At 64.1% G+C, this 14,753-nt stretch carries 14 protein-coding genes; 9 read left to right on the top strand and 5 right to left on the bottom strand.

From position 1 onward, the window contains the following. Positions 1–52 precede the first annotated feature (52 nt). The 3 genes from QCE73_RS34275 to QCE73_RS34265 all read right to left on the bottom strand — a co-directional run bounded on the left by QCE73_RS34275 (position 53) and on the right by QCE73_RS34265 (position 3,483). Positions 53–1,111, bottom strand: a complete 1,059-nt coding sequence (locus tag QCE73_RS34275) for a sugar ABC transporter substrate-binding protein (RefSeq protein WP_309885368.1) — start codon at positions 1,109–1,111, stop codon at positions 53–55. A gap of 134 nt (positions 1,112–1,245) precedes the next feature. Further along, a complete protein-coding gene (locus QCE73_RS34270; protein WP_309885367.1) occupies positions 1,246–2,217 on the bottom strand; it encodes an AraC family transcriptional regulator in 972 nt (323 codons plus the stop codon). Positions 2,218–2,421: 204 nt separating this feature from the next. After that, positions 2,422–3,483 (bottom strand): LacI family DNA-binding transcriptional regulator, encoded by a 1,062-nt coding sequence (locus tag QCE73_RS34265; RefSeq protein WP_309885366.1) that lies wholly within the window; start codon positions 3,481–3,483, stop codon positions 2,422–2,424. Between the two features lie 236 nt (positions 3,484–3,719). Between QCE73_RS34265 and QCE73_RS34260 the strand changes: the two genes are divergently transcribed. The 5 genes from QCE73_RS34260 (at position 3,720) to QCE73_RS34240 (ending at position 8,896) form a co-directional block, all read left to right on the top strand. Then, positions 3,720–5,096, top strand: coding sequence for a uracil-xanthine permease family protein (locus tag QCE73_RS34260; RefSeq protein ID WP_250487687.1), 1,377 nt, complete (start codon positions 3,720–3,722; stop codon positions 5,094–5,096). A 9-nt stretch (positions 5,097–5,105) separates the two neighbouring features. Beyond that, positions 5,106–6,536: an amidohydrolase family protein gene (locus tag QCE73_RS34255; RefSeq protein ID WP_309885365.1), complete on the top strand. Its 1,431-nt coding sequence runs from the start codon at positions 5,106–5,108 to the stop codon at positions 6,534–6,536. 12 nt (positions 6,537–6,548) lie between these two features. Next, positions 6,549–7,268: a sulfite exporter TauE/SafE family protein gene (locus QCE73_RS34250; RefSeq protein ID WP_309885364.1), complete on the top strand. Its 720-nt coding sequence runs from the start codon at positions 6,549–6,551 to the stop codon at positions 7,266–7,268. Positions 7,269–7,320: 52 nt separating this feature from the next. Then, positions 7,321–8,409: a porin gene (locus QCE73_RS34245; RefSeq protein WP_309885363.1), complete on the top strand. Its 1,089-nt coding sequence runs from the start codon at positions 7,321–7,323 to the stop codon at positions 8,407–8,409. Between the two features lie 91 nt (positions 8,410–8,500). After that, on the top strand, positions 8,501–8,896 hold the full coding sequence (locus QCE73_RS34240; protein WP_035498308.1) for a hypothetical protein: 396 nt from the start codon (positions 8,501–8,503) through the stop codon (positions 8,894–8,896). Between the two features lie 11 nt (positions 8,897–8,907). Here the strand turns inward: QCE73_RS34240 and QCE73_RS34235 are convergent, their stop codons facing one another. Further along, positions 8,908–9,855, bottom strand: coding sequence for a GlxA family transcriptional regulator (locus QCE73_RS34235; protein ID WP_309885362.1), 948 nt, complete (start codon positions 9,853–9,855; stop codon positions 8,908–8,910). Between the two features lie 175 nt (positions 9,856–10,030). On the opposite strand from QCE73_RS34235, the gene QCE73_RS34230 reads away from it, so the two are divergent. Both QCE73_RS34230 and QCE73_RS34225 read left to right on the top strand, forming a co-directional pair. After that, positions 10,031–10,831 carry an SDR family oxidoreductase gene (locus QCE73_RS34230; RefSeq protein ID WP_309885361.1) on the top strand — a complete coding sequence of 267 codons (801 nt, stop codon included), beginning with the start codon at positions 10,031–10,033 and terminating at the stop codon, positions 10,829–10,831. A 23-nt stretch (positions 10,832–10,854) separates the two neighbouring features. Continuing rightward, on the top strand, positions 10,855–11,721 hold the full coding sequence (locus QCE73_RS34225; RefSeq protein ID WP_309885360.1) for a type 1 glutamine amidotransferase domain-containing protein: 867 nt from the start codon (positions 10,855–10,857) through the stop codon (positions 11,719–11,721). An 87-nt stretch (positions 11,722–11,808) separates the two neighbouring features. Here QCE73_RS34225 and QCE73_RS34220 read toward each other — a convergent pair whose 3' ends face one another. Beyond that, complete coding sequence (locus tag QCE73_RS34220) at positions 11,809–12,855, bottom strand: LacI family DNA-binding transcriptional regulator (protein WP_035498299.1); 1,047 nt, start codon at positions 12,853–12,855, stop codon at positions 11,809–11,811. Positions 12,856–13,040: 185 nt separating this feature from the next. Here QCE73_RS34220 and hisD point away from each other — a divergent pair, with 185 nt between their 5' ends. Next, positions 13,041–14,354: a histidinol dehydrogenase gene (hisD, locus tag QCE73_RS34215; protein WP_309885359.1), complete on the top strand. Its 1,314-nt coding sequence runs from the start codon at positions 13,041–13,043 to the stop codon at positions 14,352–14,354. A 20-nt stretch (positions 14,355–14,374) separates the two neighbouring features. Then, positions 14,375–14,713: a hotdog domain-containing protein gene (locus tag QCE73_RS34210; protein ID WP_309885358.1), complete on the top strand. Its 339-nt coding sequence runs from the start codon at positions 14,375–14,377 to the stop codon at positions 14,711–14,713. The last annotated feature ends 40 nt before the right edge of the window (positions 14,714–14,753 follow it).

The raw sequence follows: 14,753 nt of genomic DNA, 5'->3' as shown, positions 1-14,753 counted from the left end.
TTCGGTGCGGCGGAACCCGTAAGCAGCCGGGCTTCGCCGCGATCAGTCCCGGTCAGTGCGTGATGCCGAGCTTCTTGCAGCCGTCCGCATAACGGTCCGTGCAAAGCTCCTTCGCATTTGCGAAGCCCTTGTCCACCACTTCGGCCTTCAGGTTCTGCGCCGTGATGACCGAAGGCTTGAACAACTGCGTCGGCGTGTTGAAGAGCGAGGTTTCGCCCTTCGGCGCCTGTCCCGAGAGAAAGCCGACCGCTGCCTTCGCCGCCGCCGCCGCGACGATCTCGCTCGGCTTGAGGATGGTGTTGTACTGGTCGCCCGAGATGATGAGCTGCAGGCCGGCGATGGTCGCATCGTTACCGGTCACGGGCGGCACGGGATTGACGCCCGCCGCCTTGAACGCCGCGATGGTGCCGCCGGCGGTGCCGTCGTTGGCGGCGACCACGCCGACGATCTGCGCGCTGAAGCGCGTGATCTGCCCGCTGACCCATTGCTGGGCCTTGGGCGGCGCCCATTCCGGCGTGTCGTATTCCGCGAGGGTCTTGTAGCCGCCGCTTTGCAGACCGGTGTGAATGCCCTTCTTGATGAGACCCGCCGCCGCATCCGTGGGCGAGCCGTTGACTTCGAGCACGCCGCCCTTGCCGGTCGCGACGCCCGTCGCCTTGAGATGATCGACGAGCGACGTCGCGATCGCCTTGCCGATGCCTTCGTTATCGAAGGAAACGTAATAGTCCGCGGGCGTCGACGGCACGGGCCGGTCATAGGCGATGACCTTGATTCCCTGACTCTGCGCCATATGCACGAGCGACGCGGCCGCCGTGGAATCCACCGGATCGAGGACGATCACCTTCGCGCCTTGCGCGATCACGGAATTGAACTGCTGCTGCTGCGTCGCGACGGCCGCATTGGCGTTCTGATAGAGCACCTTGCAATCCGGACAAAGCTTCGCCATTTCGGCCTTGAAGCCGGGAAAGTCGTGTTGTTCATAGCGCGTCGAGGCCTGATCGGGCATCAGGAATGCCACCGTGCCGCTGGGCGCGGCCAGCGCCGGCAGGCTGCACGACAGGCCGAGACTCAGCGCGCCCGCGCTGATCAGTTGGGTTGAGAGCTTTTTCATTGCATGTCTCCGAGTTCTTTGGATTTGAATGTCGTACTACCGTGGTTGGCCTGCCGTTTGCGCCTTTGAACAGTTTAGGTATCCTTTTCAAGAAGTCTGTTATCGGATGCCCGACGCAGCCATTGCGCCGCACACTAGCCGGCGATTTCCGGCATCTCGACCTGCTCGAGCGAATCAGCCGCGCTCGCGGCGTTGAGCCGTTGATAGGTGCGCCAGCGCGTCGGCGACATCTGCTTGAGCAACAGGAACTGGCGATTGAAATTCGAAAGATTATTGAAGCCGACCTGATAGCAGATATCGGTGACGCTCAGCTCATCCGACATCAGCAACTGGCAGGCCAGGTTGATGCGCAACCGGTTCACGTACTGGACGAACGGCACGCCCGTATGACGGCGGAAATACCGCGAGAAGGCGCTCGCGCTTTGTCCGGCGAGTTCCGCCAGTTCGGTCTCGCGCAACTCCTGCGAGAGATTCTTCCCGATGAACGAAAGCACGTGATTGATGCGGGTCTCGCCGTAACGGTCGGGGTCGGCGCGATAGGCGGCGCTCGCGAGCCTTTGAGGTTCCTCGCTCTGGGCGAGCAACTCGAACAACGCCGCCAGCAAGCCGATGCGCCGCATGCCTTGCGCGCCGAGCATCTCGCGCATGATCGGTTCGGCGGCCGCGCCCGTCTCCTGTGTGAAGAGCAGGCCCCAGCGCGATGAATCGAGAAGCGACTCCATGCGCCTGAACTCCGGAAACGCCTCGGTCGCGCGCGTGACGAATCCGCTATCGAACTGGAGCACGAGGCAGCGTTCGGCGACGCGATCGCCGCCCGGGACGTTGCTGACCCAGTTGTGCGGCAGGTTCGATCCGACCATCACGAGATTGCCCGGCGCGAAATTGCCGATGTGATCGCCGACGAAGTATTTGCCCGTGGTCGCGGTGATGAGATGGATCTCGTACTCGGGATGAAAGTGCCACCGCACGGTGCGATAGGGATAGCCATGCGACCACACCTTGAACGACTCATCGCGCGGGACGGCGACCAGCTCCAGATCGGGCTCGGTCGCTTTGGCGCGACGGGCATCGTCGTTGCGCGCGGTCGTCTCCCGGTTTGCTGTCATGCATCGTCTCCACGGCTTTTTGTGCTTTTGCGCAGCGCGTTTCATCGCGTCTTGCCATGACTGAAAAGTAGCCCTTTCGGTGTCATCTCACCACTTAAAATAACACCGCGGACTGATACTTTCTTGCATCGGGGTTAGTCCTTAGCGTGCGAAAGTCAACTTTTGTGCAAAGCAGCAGCATGCTAGGGGCGACGATGAGCGCGGCTATTCGGCGAGCCGCGCGTCCGCGACGCTGGACGATTCGCGCATCACGAGTTCCGGCAGGGCCGGCACGACCGACCGCGCGCCTTCCTTGCTTCCGAGATGGGCGAACAGCAACTCGACCGCCTGCAGCGCCATGTCGTCGAGATGGAGATCGACGGCGGTGAGCGGCGGCCGGCAGCTTCGCGCGCGCATGCCGTCGTAGCGCGTGACGACCTTGATGTCCTCGGGCACGCGCTTGCCGGCCTGCGCGATCGCCTGAACCGATCCGACCGCGAATGCGTCGACGAGCGCGCAGAGGCCGTCCACCTCGGGATGGTCGCGCAGCAATGAAGCGCACGCATCGCGGCCCGCGTCTTCGCCGCCCGATTCGTCGGCGATCGCGATCACCGGCGTCATGCCGTGCGCCGCGCAGAATCGCTCATAACTCGCGCGCGCTTCGATGTACGAATTGCGCTGCTGCGCGCCGACGAGCAGCGCGATCCGCTTGCTGCCCTGTTCCCGGAGATGATCGAGCAGCAACTCCGTGGTCGCCGACGAGTGGATGTCGACGAACGGTACGGCGTCGTTGCCCGGCTGGCGTCCGAGACAGACGACGGGCAGGCCGCGATCCTGCAGATGCGCGACATTGGCATCGTCCGTCGTGGGCTCGATGACGATCGCGCCGTCGATGTCGAGTTGCCCGAGCGGCAGTCGTCCCGCCATCACCGGCGGCACCAGCACGAGCGCGAGCCCGCGCGTGAGCGCGGCCGCCGCGGCGACGGCGGCGACTTCCATGAGGAAGCCGAGCCTCGATGCGCCGCCCGCGATTTCGAAGGGCATCGACGAAATCAGCGCGATGGTGTGCGCCTCGCCCGTGCGCAGCCGCTGCGCCCGCACGCTCGGGCGATAGCCGAGCGCGCGCGCCGCTTCCTTCACGCGCTCACGCGTGTGCGGATCGACGTAACCCTTGTCGTTGAGCGCGTGCGAGACGGTCGTCGTCGAGACGCCCGCGGCGCGCGCCACATCGGCAATGGTGGGCCGCTGCTTGTTCGGCGCCGGGTTCTGCATGGTCTTTTCGTTCACGCTGCTCACGTTTCGATGCGGGATTCTCTCACGCCACAGCGGCCCCTCCGGCGATCGATTCCTGCGATCAAAAACCGGAGCACGCGTCGCACGACCTGATGAAATCCCCTGCTTGACAGGCTGAAAATGAAGCACCATTCTACGATCACAAATCGATTTGGGGCAGGCGCCCATTTCTTTTGTCGCGATCCCAAATCGATTTGGGATTCATCAATCGTCCACCGGAGTCGACCGTCATGGCCCATCATCCACCGGTTCACGCAGTCGACGAGCGCCTGCCGCTCGCGAAGCTCGTCCTGTTTGGTTTGCAGCATGTCCTCGTCGTGGCGGCGTCGCCGATCACGGCCGTGTTTCTGGTGGCGAAGGCGCTCGGGCTTTCGTCCGCGCTCACCGTCGATCTGATCAGCGCGACGTTTCTCGTCTGCGGGCTCGGCACGCTGTTGCAGTCGTTCGGGCCGCTCAAATTCGGCGCGCGCCTGCCGTTCATCATGGTGCCGGGCGGGGCGCCGGTCGTGCTGTTCGTGCTCATCGCGCAGCAGACGAATCTCCAGACCGCCGCGGGCGCGACCATCCTCACGGGCCTGTTCTATTTCCTGCTGCTGCCGGTCTTCGCGCGCTGCCTGCGCTTCTTTCCGCGCATCGTGATCGGCACGATGCTGATTCTCGTCGCGGTCAATCTGATCCGCATCTACGGCGTGGTGATCGTCGGCACGCCGGGCACGGCGGAGTTCGGCAGCCCGCTCGGGATCGGCCTCGCGCTCGCGACGGTCGGCTTCACGGTGCTCTTCGCGAAGCTCTTCAAAGGGATGCTGGGGCAACTCGCCGTGCTGCTCGGCCTGTTTGCGGGCGCGGCGCTCGCCTGGGCGCTCGGGGTGATGAGCTTCGCGGACGTCTGGAGTGGCGCGCTCGTCACGCTGCCCACGCCGCTGCCGTTCGGCATGCCGCGCTTCGACGTGCTCGCCGCGCTGCCGCTCATCATCTTCAGCGTGATCTCGATGGCCGAAGCGACGGGTCAGACGGTTGCGATCGCGGAAGTGGTCGGCAAGGAAATCGATCCTCAGACCGAAGTGCCGAAGACCATTCGCGGCGATGCGTTGATGTCCGTGCTCGGCGGCCTCTTCGGCACGTCGCTGATCATCACGAGCAGCGAGAACATCGGCATCGTGCAGGCGACGGGCGTGCGCTCGCGCTTCGTCACGGCGGCGGCTGGCGTGCTGCTCGTCGTCATCGCGCTGCTCGCGCCGCTCGGACGGCTCGCGAACGCGATCCCCGCGCCGGTGGTGGGCGGCACGGCGCTCATCGTGTTCTCGATCATCGGCGTGATGGGCATCAACCTGCTGCGCCAGGTCGAGCTGCGCTCGCGCGCCAACATGTACACGCTCGCCGCGGCGCTCACGATGGGCGTGCTGCCGATCGTCGTGCCCGGCGTGTACAGCCGCTTTCCGGCCGCCTTGCAGATCGTGCTGGGCAACGGCCTCGCGATGGGCGCGCTCACCGCCGTCCTCGTCAACGCGCTGTTCGCGCATCTGAACCTCGACTGGCGCGAGCGCCGCGCCGCCGATCCCGCCGCGCATCTCGAAGCCGCCGTCAACGACAACCGCTCCTGCCACTGAAGAACCATCATGAAGAACGATTCCCTCACGCCTGCCCGTCTGCACGACGACGAATTCCTGCTCCTGCCGGGCTACGTGCTGCTCGCCGACGGCCCGCAGCGCGATCACGCCGTGGTCGTGTCGAACGGCATGTTCACGGCGGTCGGTCCCGCCGATGAAGTCATCGCGCGCCATCCGCATCTGAGCCCGCTCGCGCTGCCGGAGAAGCTCGTGATGCCGGGCTTCATCGATGCGCATCATCACCTGACGCAATCCTTCGGCAAGGCGCTTGCGTTCGGCGAGCCTTCGGAGATTTATCGGCGCATCTGGGTGCCGCTCGAGAACTGTCTCGACGAGAACCTCGTGTATCTGTCCGCGAAGCTCGCCGCGCTCGAAGCGCTGCGCGGCGGCTTCACGACCGTCTGCGATGCGGGCACGCGCGCGAGCGGCGATGCCTCGACGATCGCGGCGGCCACGCAGGAGGCCGGCGTGCGTTGCGTGCTCGGCCTCATCTGCAACGATCTCGCCGATGACATCGACGCCCGCGCGCGCGCCGCGATCGTCGTGCGCGCGCAGCAGCATCTGGCGCGCTGGGAAGGGCATGCGCTCGTGCATCCGTCGCTCGCGGTCTCGGTGCCGGAAGCGGGCTCGGACGGCATGCTGCAAACGGCGGCCGCGCTGTGCGCCGACGCGGGCGCGGTGTTCCAGACGCATGCGAACGAGCATCTCGCGGCGGTCGAGCGCTCCATCGTGCGACGCAAGATGCGACCGATCGAGCATCTGCATTACGCGGGCGCGCTGGGGCCGCAGACGCTGATCGCGCACGCGACGCTCGTCACGCCTTCGGAGCTGAACCTGCTGGCCGGAACCGGCGCGGCCGTGAGCTACAACCCGGTCGCGAGTTCGTGGAAGGGCAATGCCGTCGCGCCCGCGTTGCAGATGGCCGCGCTCGGCATCCGTTTCGGTCTCGGCACCGACGGCACGCGCAGCGACGCGTTCCGCCTGATCGATGCGGCCGAAACCGCGCAGCGCTTCGCCTTCGGCCTCGCGACCGGCGATTCGTCGTGCGGCGGCGGCGAGCTGTGGCTCGATCGCGCGTTGCGCGGCGGCGCGAACGCGTTGCGTCTCGACGCGCGCATCGGCGAGATCGCGCCGGGCAAGGCGGCGGACTTTCTGCTCGTCGATCTCGACGTGCCCGAGATGCGCCCGTCGTGGGACCTCACATGGGAACTGGTGCGGCTCGCGAACCGCAGCCAGATCGAAGCCGTGTTCGTCGCCGGCAAGCTGCGTCTCTGGCAAGGCTGGCCCACCGACTGGGACGCGCGCGCCTTCCTGCGCGAAGTCGACGAAATCGCGAGCGAAGTCGTCGCGCGCGCGCCCATCCAGCGCGTGCACAGCGCGCCGCGTGTGCACGAAGCCGAGCGTCACGCGGCATCGGACGCGATCCTTCCCACCGCCTGAGAGAGCCTGCCCGTGAGTCTGACTGTCTTTATCGTTCTCGCATCGACCGTCGCGATCGCCGCGTTCATTCAGGGCGCGGTCGGCGTCGGCTTCGCGCTCATCTGCGCACCCGTGATCGGACTGATCGAGCCGGGCCTGCTGCCGGTGTCGCTGCTGATTTTGATGCTGCCCCTGAACGTCTATCTCGCCTGGCGCGAGCGGCCCGCGCTCGATTCGAAAGGCACGCTATGGATCACGGTCGGCAGAACGGCCGGCGCGGTGGCGGGCGTGTGGATCATTGCGCGCATCTCGGCGCACGACCTGAACGTGTTCATCGGTGCATCGACGATCGCGGCCGCCGTCGCGACGCTATGCGCGCCGAGCTTTCTGCCGGGCCGTAATGCGCTGATGGCGGCGGGCGCGGTGACGGGCATCACCGAAACCGCGACGGGCATCGGCGGCCCCGCGCTCGCGATGGTCTTCCAGCACTATCGCGCGCCGGCGCTGCGTTCGACCATCGCGCTGTGCTTCGCGATCGGCGAGGCGCTCTCGCTCGCGATGCTGAGCGTGACGGGCACGATCACCGGCGCGAAGTTCATGTCGGCGCTGTGTCTGGTGCCGCCGGTGATCGTCGGCGCGTGGATCAGCCAGCACGTGCATCAGCGGCTCAATGCGCGCGTGTTGCGCATCAGCGTGATGGCGTTCGCCATCGTTTCGGGCGCGGCGATTCTTTATCAGACGCTGGCGTCCTGACCCTTCGCCGGCGTTCGGCCGGCTCATCCCTTCGATCGATCGAGAGACCCTCATGAACAAGAGTCGGAATGCGCTCGCCTTGTCGATGCTGCTCGTCGCGTGCGGCGTGCATGCGCAAAGCAGCGTCACGCTGTACGGCAGTCTGGATGCGGGCGTCGGATACGTGAGCAATCTGCGCGGCGCACGCGCGTTCATCGCGCAGCAGGGCACGCTGCAGGCCGATCGCTGGGGGCTGACCGGCGTCGAGGATCTGGGCGGCGGGCTGAAGACGGTATTCAAGCTGGAATCCGGCTTTTCGACGATTACCGGCGCGATGTCGAGCGCGGGCACGCTGTTCAACCGGCAGGCTTACGTCGGACTGAGCGAAAGCAGCATCGGCACGGTCACGCTCGGACGGCAGACGGATTTTCACTTCGAGATGCTCGGACCGTTGTCGACGGCGCAGACGCTCGGCGATTTCTCCGCGTTTCACCCGGGCAATATCGACGGTCTGGGCAATACGGTGCCCGTCGAGCTGTCGAACACGATCAAGTTCCGCAGCCCGACGTTCGCGGGCGTGACGCTCGGCGCGATGTACGGCTTCACCAATCAGTCGAGCAGCACAACGGGGCGCAGCATCAGCTTCGGCGCGACATATGGCTATGGCCCGCTCAATCTCGCGGCGGCTTACTCGGAGTATCGCGATCGCACGTTGAATCTCGCGGGCGGCCTCGGGCTGACGAGCTTCGAGGGCATCGGTCTCACGGCGGGCGCGCCCTTCGTCGCCGACAGCGTGCGTAACGCGGGCATCGGCGGAAGCTTTCAGATCGGGCGCGTGCAGTTGCACGCGCTGCTCACGCAGGTGCGCATCGAGGAACGGGGCAGGGCGGACAACTATCGGACGATCGACGGCGGCGCGAACTTCCAGGTGACGCCCGCGTATATGATCGGCGTGGGCGCATGGACCACGACATTCGCCGGCGAGCGCTGGACCCAGGTGACGATCGCCAACGTCTATGCGCTCTCGAAGCTCACGCAGCTTTACGCCGACGTGATGGTGGAGCAGGCGTCATCGGGGGCGGTGGCGAACACGCTGGGCATCGGGCCATCGTCGTCGAACCGGCAAACGGTCGTGTTGGCGGGCATTCATCACCTGTTCTGAGCGTGTCGCGTGTCCGAAAAACCTTGTACATGCGACATTGGAACGGCGCTGCATCCGATGAAAAATGAGGCTTTCAAGGAGTGTGACGACCATGCCCTACCTGCAACTGGACGTGAACGACCACTATTCGGTGGAAGACAAGCGGCGCCTGGCGCTGAAGATGAGCGAGACCTACGCGCGGATGATGTCGGTGGACATCAGGCGTATCAGCGTCGCGATTCGAGAGCTGGGCGAGGGAGGCGTCTGGCGGATTCCCGAACCCGGCGAGGAGCCAACGCCGGTCGCGGTGATGATGCTGGACATCAGAAAGGGCAGGCCGCCCGAACTGCGTATGGACGTGGCCAAGGCGCTTTGCGCGCATTGCATCGAAATTCTCGGCTTGCGTGAAGACCGGCTCAACGTCGAATTCACCCAGCATTCCGGCGACGAGATGTATCACCCGGCGTTGGGTGGCTACAGCCCGGAATGGACGCCCGGGGAGCAGTAGAGCGAGCGACGCTACAGCGCAAGCGGCGTGACGCCCGACGCCCGCTGAATGGTTTGCGGCGGCTGACCGAACGCACGCAGGAACGCCTGACGCATGCGTTCACGGTCACCGAAGCCCGTCTCTCTCGCGACCACCTCGATCGGATGGCGCGTCGTCTCCATCATCAGGCGGGCGGCCTCGACGCGAAGCCGCTCGACTGCCTTGGCGGGCGATTGCCCCGTTTCCTCACGAAAGACCCGGCTGAACTGGCGCGGGCTGAGCCGTGCCGCTTCGGCCAGCCGCTCGACCGACAAATCGCTCGCCAGATTTTCACTCGCGTAGGTGAGCGCCATCTGCACGCGATCCGAGCGTGCTCCCATCTCGAGCAGCGCCGAGAACTGCGACTGGCCGCCGCCGCGTCGCTGATACAGCACGAGCTTGCGCGCGACCATGCGCGAGGTTTCCAGTCCGAAATCGCTTTCGACGATCGCGAGCGCGAGGTCCACGCCCGCGCTCATCCCCGCTGACGTCCACATCTGATCGTCGACCACGTAGATGCGGTCTTCTTCGAGCCGGATGTTCGGATACTGCGTCTGGAAGGCACGCGCGTGGAACCAGTGCGTCGTTGCCCGCTTGCCTTCCAGCAGACCGGCGGCGGCCAGAACGAACGCTCCCGTGCAGATCGAAGCAATGCGCCGTGAATGGCGCGGTGCCTGCCGAAGGTATTCGACAAGCGCTGCCGAAGGCAGGCGGCATTCGTTGTCGCCCGCGACGATGAGCGTGTCGTAACCCTCTTCGGCCAGCGGTTCGCTATGCACCGAAAAACCCTGCGACGACGCGACCGGGCCACCGTGCTCGGACACGATGCTGAACTGGTACGACGTCTCGTCGCGCAGAAGATTGGCGTATTCGAAGACGCTCGCCACGGCCAGCGCGAGCGACTGGAAATTCGGATAAACGAGAAGTCCGACGGTATGCATGATGTTCGATATTCGATGGCCTGATTCGTTGAAGTTAGCACAAAAGAGACAGGCGCGACGGCCAATCGATGGCCTGAAACATTGCATATATGACATTGAGGTCGGAGGCAGCAGAGGTCAGAATTCGCTCCATGAACCAGCACCCTGTTGGCTCAACCCACTCAAAGGAACGATCATGACTGCTTCTACGAAAGGATTTGCACTGGTCACGGGCGCATCGGCCGGCATCGGCGCCATCTACGCGGACCGCCTCGCCCGTCGCGGCTTCGACCTGATTCTGGTGGCGCGCAACCAGTCCCGGCTGGATGCGCTCGCAGACCGCCTCACGAGAGAGACGGGCCGCTCGATCGAGACCGTCGCCGCGGATCTCAACGACAAGGCCGCGCTCGCGAAAATCGAAACCCTGCTTCGCGAAGACTCGCGCATCACGATGCTGGTGAACAACGCGGGCGTCGGTTCGGTTGCGTCGGTGCTCGACGGCAATGTCGACGCCATGGAATCGATGATCGACCTGAACATCACGGCGCTGACACGCCTCACCTATGCAGCCGCGCCCGCGTTCGTCGCGAAGGGCGCGGGCACCATCATCAACATCAGCTCGGTGGTCGGCATTGCGGTCGAACTGCTGAACGGTGTCTATAGCGCGTCGAAGTCCTATGTGCTGAGCTTCGGCCATGCGCTGCAGCGCGACCTCGCAGGCAAGGGCGTGCGCGTGCAGACCGTGCTGCCGGCCGCGACGGCAACGGAGTTCTGGGACGTTGCGGGTTACGCGAAGCAAAAGGAAGCGGCGAGCACGATGACCGCCGACGACCTCGTGGATGCCGCGCTCGCCGGACTCGATCAGGGCGAACTGGTGACCATTCCGACGCTGCATGACGGCGACCAATGGACTAAGTGGGAAGCGGACCGTCGCGCGCTGACGCCCCGGTTCGCGAATGCCAAGGCTGCGCCGCGTTATGCGTCGAATGTCGAGTAACCCTGCGTCTAAAGAGAACCATCATGAACATCCTCAAATTCGGCGCGGCCGCGCTCGCGATGGCCACTGCCTTTGCGTTGCCGGCGAGCGCGTCGGCACAATCGCGCGGCAAGGTGCTTGTCGTGATGTCGAGCGCGCATGAGCTCGAACTGCGCGATGGCAAGCGCTATGAAACGGGCTACTACCTGAACGAGTTCGTCGTGCCGTATCGAAAGCTCGTCGAGGCGGGCTACGAGCCGGTCATCGCGAATCCGAAAGGCGACATGCCCGTCATGGACGCCAACTCGAACAACAAGATGTTTTTCGGCGGCGATGACACGGCGCGCGCAGATGCTCTCAAGTACGCGCAAGGCATCGCTCAACTGAAGCATCCGAAGACGCTTGCCTCGGTGGTCGCGGAGGGAACGGGCGGATATGTCGGCCTGTTCATTCCCGGCGGCCACGCGCCGATGGTGGATCTGCTCAAGGACCGCAATCTCGGCAAGATCCTTGTCGGCTTCCATGACAGTGGGCGTCCGACCGGAATCATCTGTCACGGGCCGATCGTGTTGCTGTCGGCGCTCCACGATCCGGACGCCTTCATCGCATCGATGATCGCCAATGACGGCAAGGCGAATTCGTTTGCGGCGGGCTGGCCTTATGCGGGTTATCGCCTGACCGTCTTTTCCACGGGCGAGGAGCAGCAACTCGAAGGCCCGAACGGACTCGGCGGCAATGTGCAGTTCTATCCGGTGAATGCGCTTGCGGAAGCGGGCGCGCATGTCGATACGGTCGCGAACTGGCATAGCAACGTGGTCGTTGATCGTGAGCTGATCACGGGTCAGCAGCCGATGTCAGCGCCGGAATTCGGTGACGTGCTGGTGGCGAAGCTGAATTCGCAGGCTCGCTGACATTTGAGCCGGGGCGCGCATGTGAACGGACCGGATTGCGTGGTTGATGCCGCTCTCAAGCTGATTCCGAGGTTCTACGTGATCCTTTCAGCCCATCGGCCCCGTGGTATCGCGACGAACGAGCTGGATGGGCAGGACATCGTGCACCGGTGCGCCCATCCCTCCGGCTCGAATGCGCTCGACGAGTCTGCGCGCGGCGGTGCGCGCCATGGCTTCGACGGGCTGTCGGATCGACGTCAAACCGACCAGCGGCGATCCGGCAAGAGGCATGTCATCGAAGCCGATGATCGAGAGTTGCTGGGGCACCGCGATGCTCTGCCTCTTGGCCGCTTCGAGCACACCCAGTGCGATCGTGTCGTTCCCGGCGACGATGCCCGTGACGCGGGTTTCCTCACTCAGCATCGCGATGGCGCTGGAGTATCCGGCCTCGCTGGTGTAATCGCAGTAGATCAACGGCACCGATGTCGGCGATATGCCCGCGCCCGCAAGCCACTGCAAGGCTCCTTTGACGCGATCTCTGCTGGTCGACGTATTCTGCGAACCCATGACAAGCCCGATCCGTCGATGTCCAAGCTGATACAGATGCTCGACTGCGAGTGCGCCGGCGTGAACGTTGTCCACCTCGACCGTGTCGACCCTCACATCGTCGACGGACCGGACGACGAGCACCAGCGGAATGCCGCGTCTCTGCATCTCTGCCACGACAGGTGAGTCGAGCGTCGCGGTGGCGAAGATCATCCCGTCGAGATAGCCGTCGATCAAAGGTCGAAATGCCAGCAGATTGTCCGCGTCGTTCATCGAGTCGATCATCAAGGTGATCTGATAGTCGAACTCCTGCAGGGCGTCATGAAGATGCGTCAGCAACAAGGTCATGAACCGGTTATGCAGCGCGCCGACGACCACCCCGATCAGCTTCGTCGCCGACTTGCGCGTGGACCGACCCTGCGACGGAATCCGGTAGCCCATTTCAGCCGCAACTGCCTGCACGGCGCCACGGGTCTCGCTACTGATCGCGGGATGACCGGCCAATGACCGCGACACCGTTGATACCGAGATGCCAAGGCGCTCGGCAACATCTTCGAGCCGGACTTTCGATGCCTTTGCGCGGATGCCTGTACGAGGTTTGGTTTGCATAAATTTGCATTGATGCGTTGTGAAAGCGATGTCGTATTTCCGCTTGAAATCGGCCGTCTAGGGAAAGTATCGAGCATTTGCGCAAAATTTGCATAAAAAATTGCGCTACATTTTCATCAACGCAGCCAGCCTTCAAACATACGGCGCAGCTGCTTCCCCGTCACCCCGCAAAAAAGGAAATGCAAATGGCAATCCAATACTTGAAGCATGGTTGTAGCGCGGAAGAATCGTCGCAAGACGCCGACAAGGTTCGTGACGTGGTCACGGGCATCCTCGGCGACGTTGCATCGCGCGGCGACGCGGCAGTCGCCGAACTCTCGGCGAAGTTCGACAACTGGTCGCCCGAAAGCTTCCGGCTGTCGGAAGACGAGATTGCGCGCTGTGTTCGCACGCTGTCGCCGGGCCAGCTCGACGACATCAAGTTTGCGCAGGCTCAGGTGCGCAACTTCGCCCAGGCACAACGCGAGTCCATTCGCGATGTCGAAATCGAGACGCTGCCGGGCGTGGTGCTGGGCCACAGGAACATGCCGGTCGATAGCGTGGCGTGCTATGTCCCCGGCGGCAAGTTTCCACTGGTTGCATCGGCGCACATGGGCGTCGTGACGGCGAAGGTGGCGGGCGTTGCGCGCATCATCACCGCATCGCCGCCGGTCGGTGGCAAGCCGAATCCCGCGGTGGTCGCGGCCATGCACCTCGGCGGCGCCGATGAAATCTACACGTTCGGCGGTGTTCAGGCGATCGCGGCGATGGCGCTCGGCACGCAGACGATCGATCCGGTTGCGATGGTGGTCGGACCGGGCAACGCCTATGTCGCGGAAGCGAAGCGTCAACTGTTCGGCCGCATCGGTATCGACCTGATCGCGGGGCCCTCCGAAACGCTGGTGATTGCCGACGACAGCGTCGATGCGGAACTGTGCGCGACGGATCTTCTGGGTCAGGCGGAGCACGGCTTCAACACGCCGGCCGTTCTTCTCACGAACTCGATGCAATTGGCGAAGGACACCATCGCCGAAGTCGAACGCCTGCTCGACATTCTGCCGACCGCCAACACGGCAGGGGTTTCGTGGCGCGATTATGGCGAAGTGATCGTGGCGGATACGCTCGAAGAGATGGTTCCGGTGGCCGATCGCATCGCATCCGAGCACGTTCAGGTGATGACGCGTGACCCGGATTACTTCCTGAAGAACATGAAGAACTACGGTGCGCTCTTCCTCGGCGCGCGCACCAACGTCGCCTATGGCGACAAGGTCATCGGCACGAATCACACGCTGCCGACGGGTAAGGCCGCGCGTTACACCGGTGGTCTGTGGGTCGGCAAGTTCATCAAGACCTGCACGTATCAGAAGGTGCTGACGGATGAAGCGAGCGCGCTGATCGGCTCGTATTGCTCGCGGCTCTGCGCGATCGAAGGCATGATCGCGCACGGCGAGCAAGCCAACATCCGAGTGCGCCGCTTCGGCAATCGCAATGTGCCGTACGGCACGGCCGTTCCCGCGTAATTGCCGCTGAGGAGACGCTCATGACTCGGACCAGGCCGCGGCCTCGAAACGACTTTCACTGGTTTTGTCAGGTGAACACCCAGTGGAAAGACATCGATATCTACGGGCACGTGAACAATGCCGTTCATTACACCTGGTTCGATACCGCGGTCAATGGATGGCTCATCGATCGCGGTCTTCTCGACCCGGTTCGCGGCGAGGCTGTCGGGCTGGTCGTGCGCACGAGCTGCGAGTACTTCGACGAGGTCGTCCTTCCGGACCTCGTCACGTGCGGATTGTGCGTCAGCCGAGTGGGGACGACCAGAAATGTGCTTCTGGAGGCGCTCGAGACGCTGCAGAACGTTGGCGGTGAACGGTAGATTGCTCCGCCGCGTGTCGTCGATATGCATTTTCAAGGTC

This window comes from Caballeronia sp. LZ029 (assembly GCF_031451275.1).
In the GTDB taxonomy this organism is placed as follows: domain Bacteria; phylum Pseudomonadota; class Gammaproteobacteria; order Burkholderiales; family Burkholderiaceae; genus Caballeronia; species Caballeronia jiangsuensis.
This window is presented reverse-complemented; position numbering and strand designations above follow the sequence as displayed.

Excerpts from the sequence above, each read along its gene's own strand:
- QCE73_RS34260 (WP_250487687.1), top strand. The coding sequence starts at position 3,720 with ATGGCCCATCATCCACCGGTTCACGCAGTCGACGAGCGCCTGCCGCTC.
- QCE73_RS34270 (WP_309885367.1), bottom strand. The coding sequence starts at position 2,217 with ATGACAGCAAACCGGGAGACGACCGCGCGCAACGACGATGCCCGTCGC.
- QCE73_RS34220 (WP_035498299.1), bottom strand. The coding sequence starts at position 12,855 with ATGCAAACCAAACCTCGTACAGGCATCCGCGCAAAGGCATCGAAAGTC.
- QCE73_RS34240 (WP_035498308.1), top strand. The coding sequence starts at position 8,501 with ATGCCCTACCTGCAACTGGACGTGAACGACCACTATTCGGTGGAAGAC.
- QCE73_RS34210 (WP_309885358.1), top strand. The coding sequence starts at position 14,375 with ATGACTCGGACCAGGCCGCGGCCTCGAAACGACTTTCACTGGTTTTGT.
- QCE73_RS34235 (WP_309885362.1), bottom strand. The coding sequence starts at position 9,855 with ATGCATACCGTCGGACTTCTCGTTTATCCGAATTTCCAGTCGCTCGCG.
- hisD (WP_309885359.1), top strand. The coding sequence starts at position 13,041 with ATGGCAATCCAATACTTGAAGCATGGTTGTAGCGCGGAAGAATCGTCG.
- QCE73_RS34255 (WP_309885365.1), top strand. The coding sequence starts at position 5,106 with ATGAAGAACGATTCCCTCACGCCTGCCCGTCTGCACGACGACGAATTC.
- QCE73_RS34230 (WP_309885361.1), top strand. The coding sequence starts at position 10,031 with ATGACTGCTTCTACGAAAGGATTTGCACTGGTCACGGGCGCATCGGCC.
- QCE73_RS34225 (WP_309885360.1), top strand. The coding sequence starts at position 10,855 with ATGAACATCCTCAAATTCGGCGCGGCCGCGCTCGCGATGGCCACTGCC.
- QCE73_RS34275 (WP_309885368.1), bottom strand. The coding sequence starts at position 1,111 with ATGAAAAAGCTCTCAACCCAACTGATCAGCGCGGGCGCGCTGAGTCTC.
- QCE73_RS34245 (WP_309885363.1), top strand. The coding sequence starts at position 7,321 with ATGAACAAGAGTCGGAATGCGCTCGCCTTGTCGATGCTGCTCGTCGCG.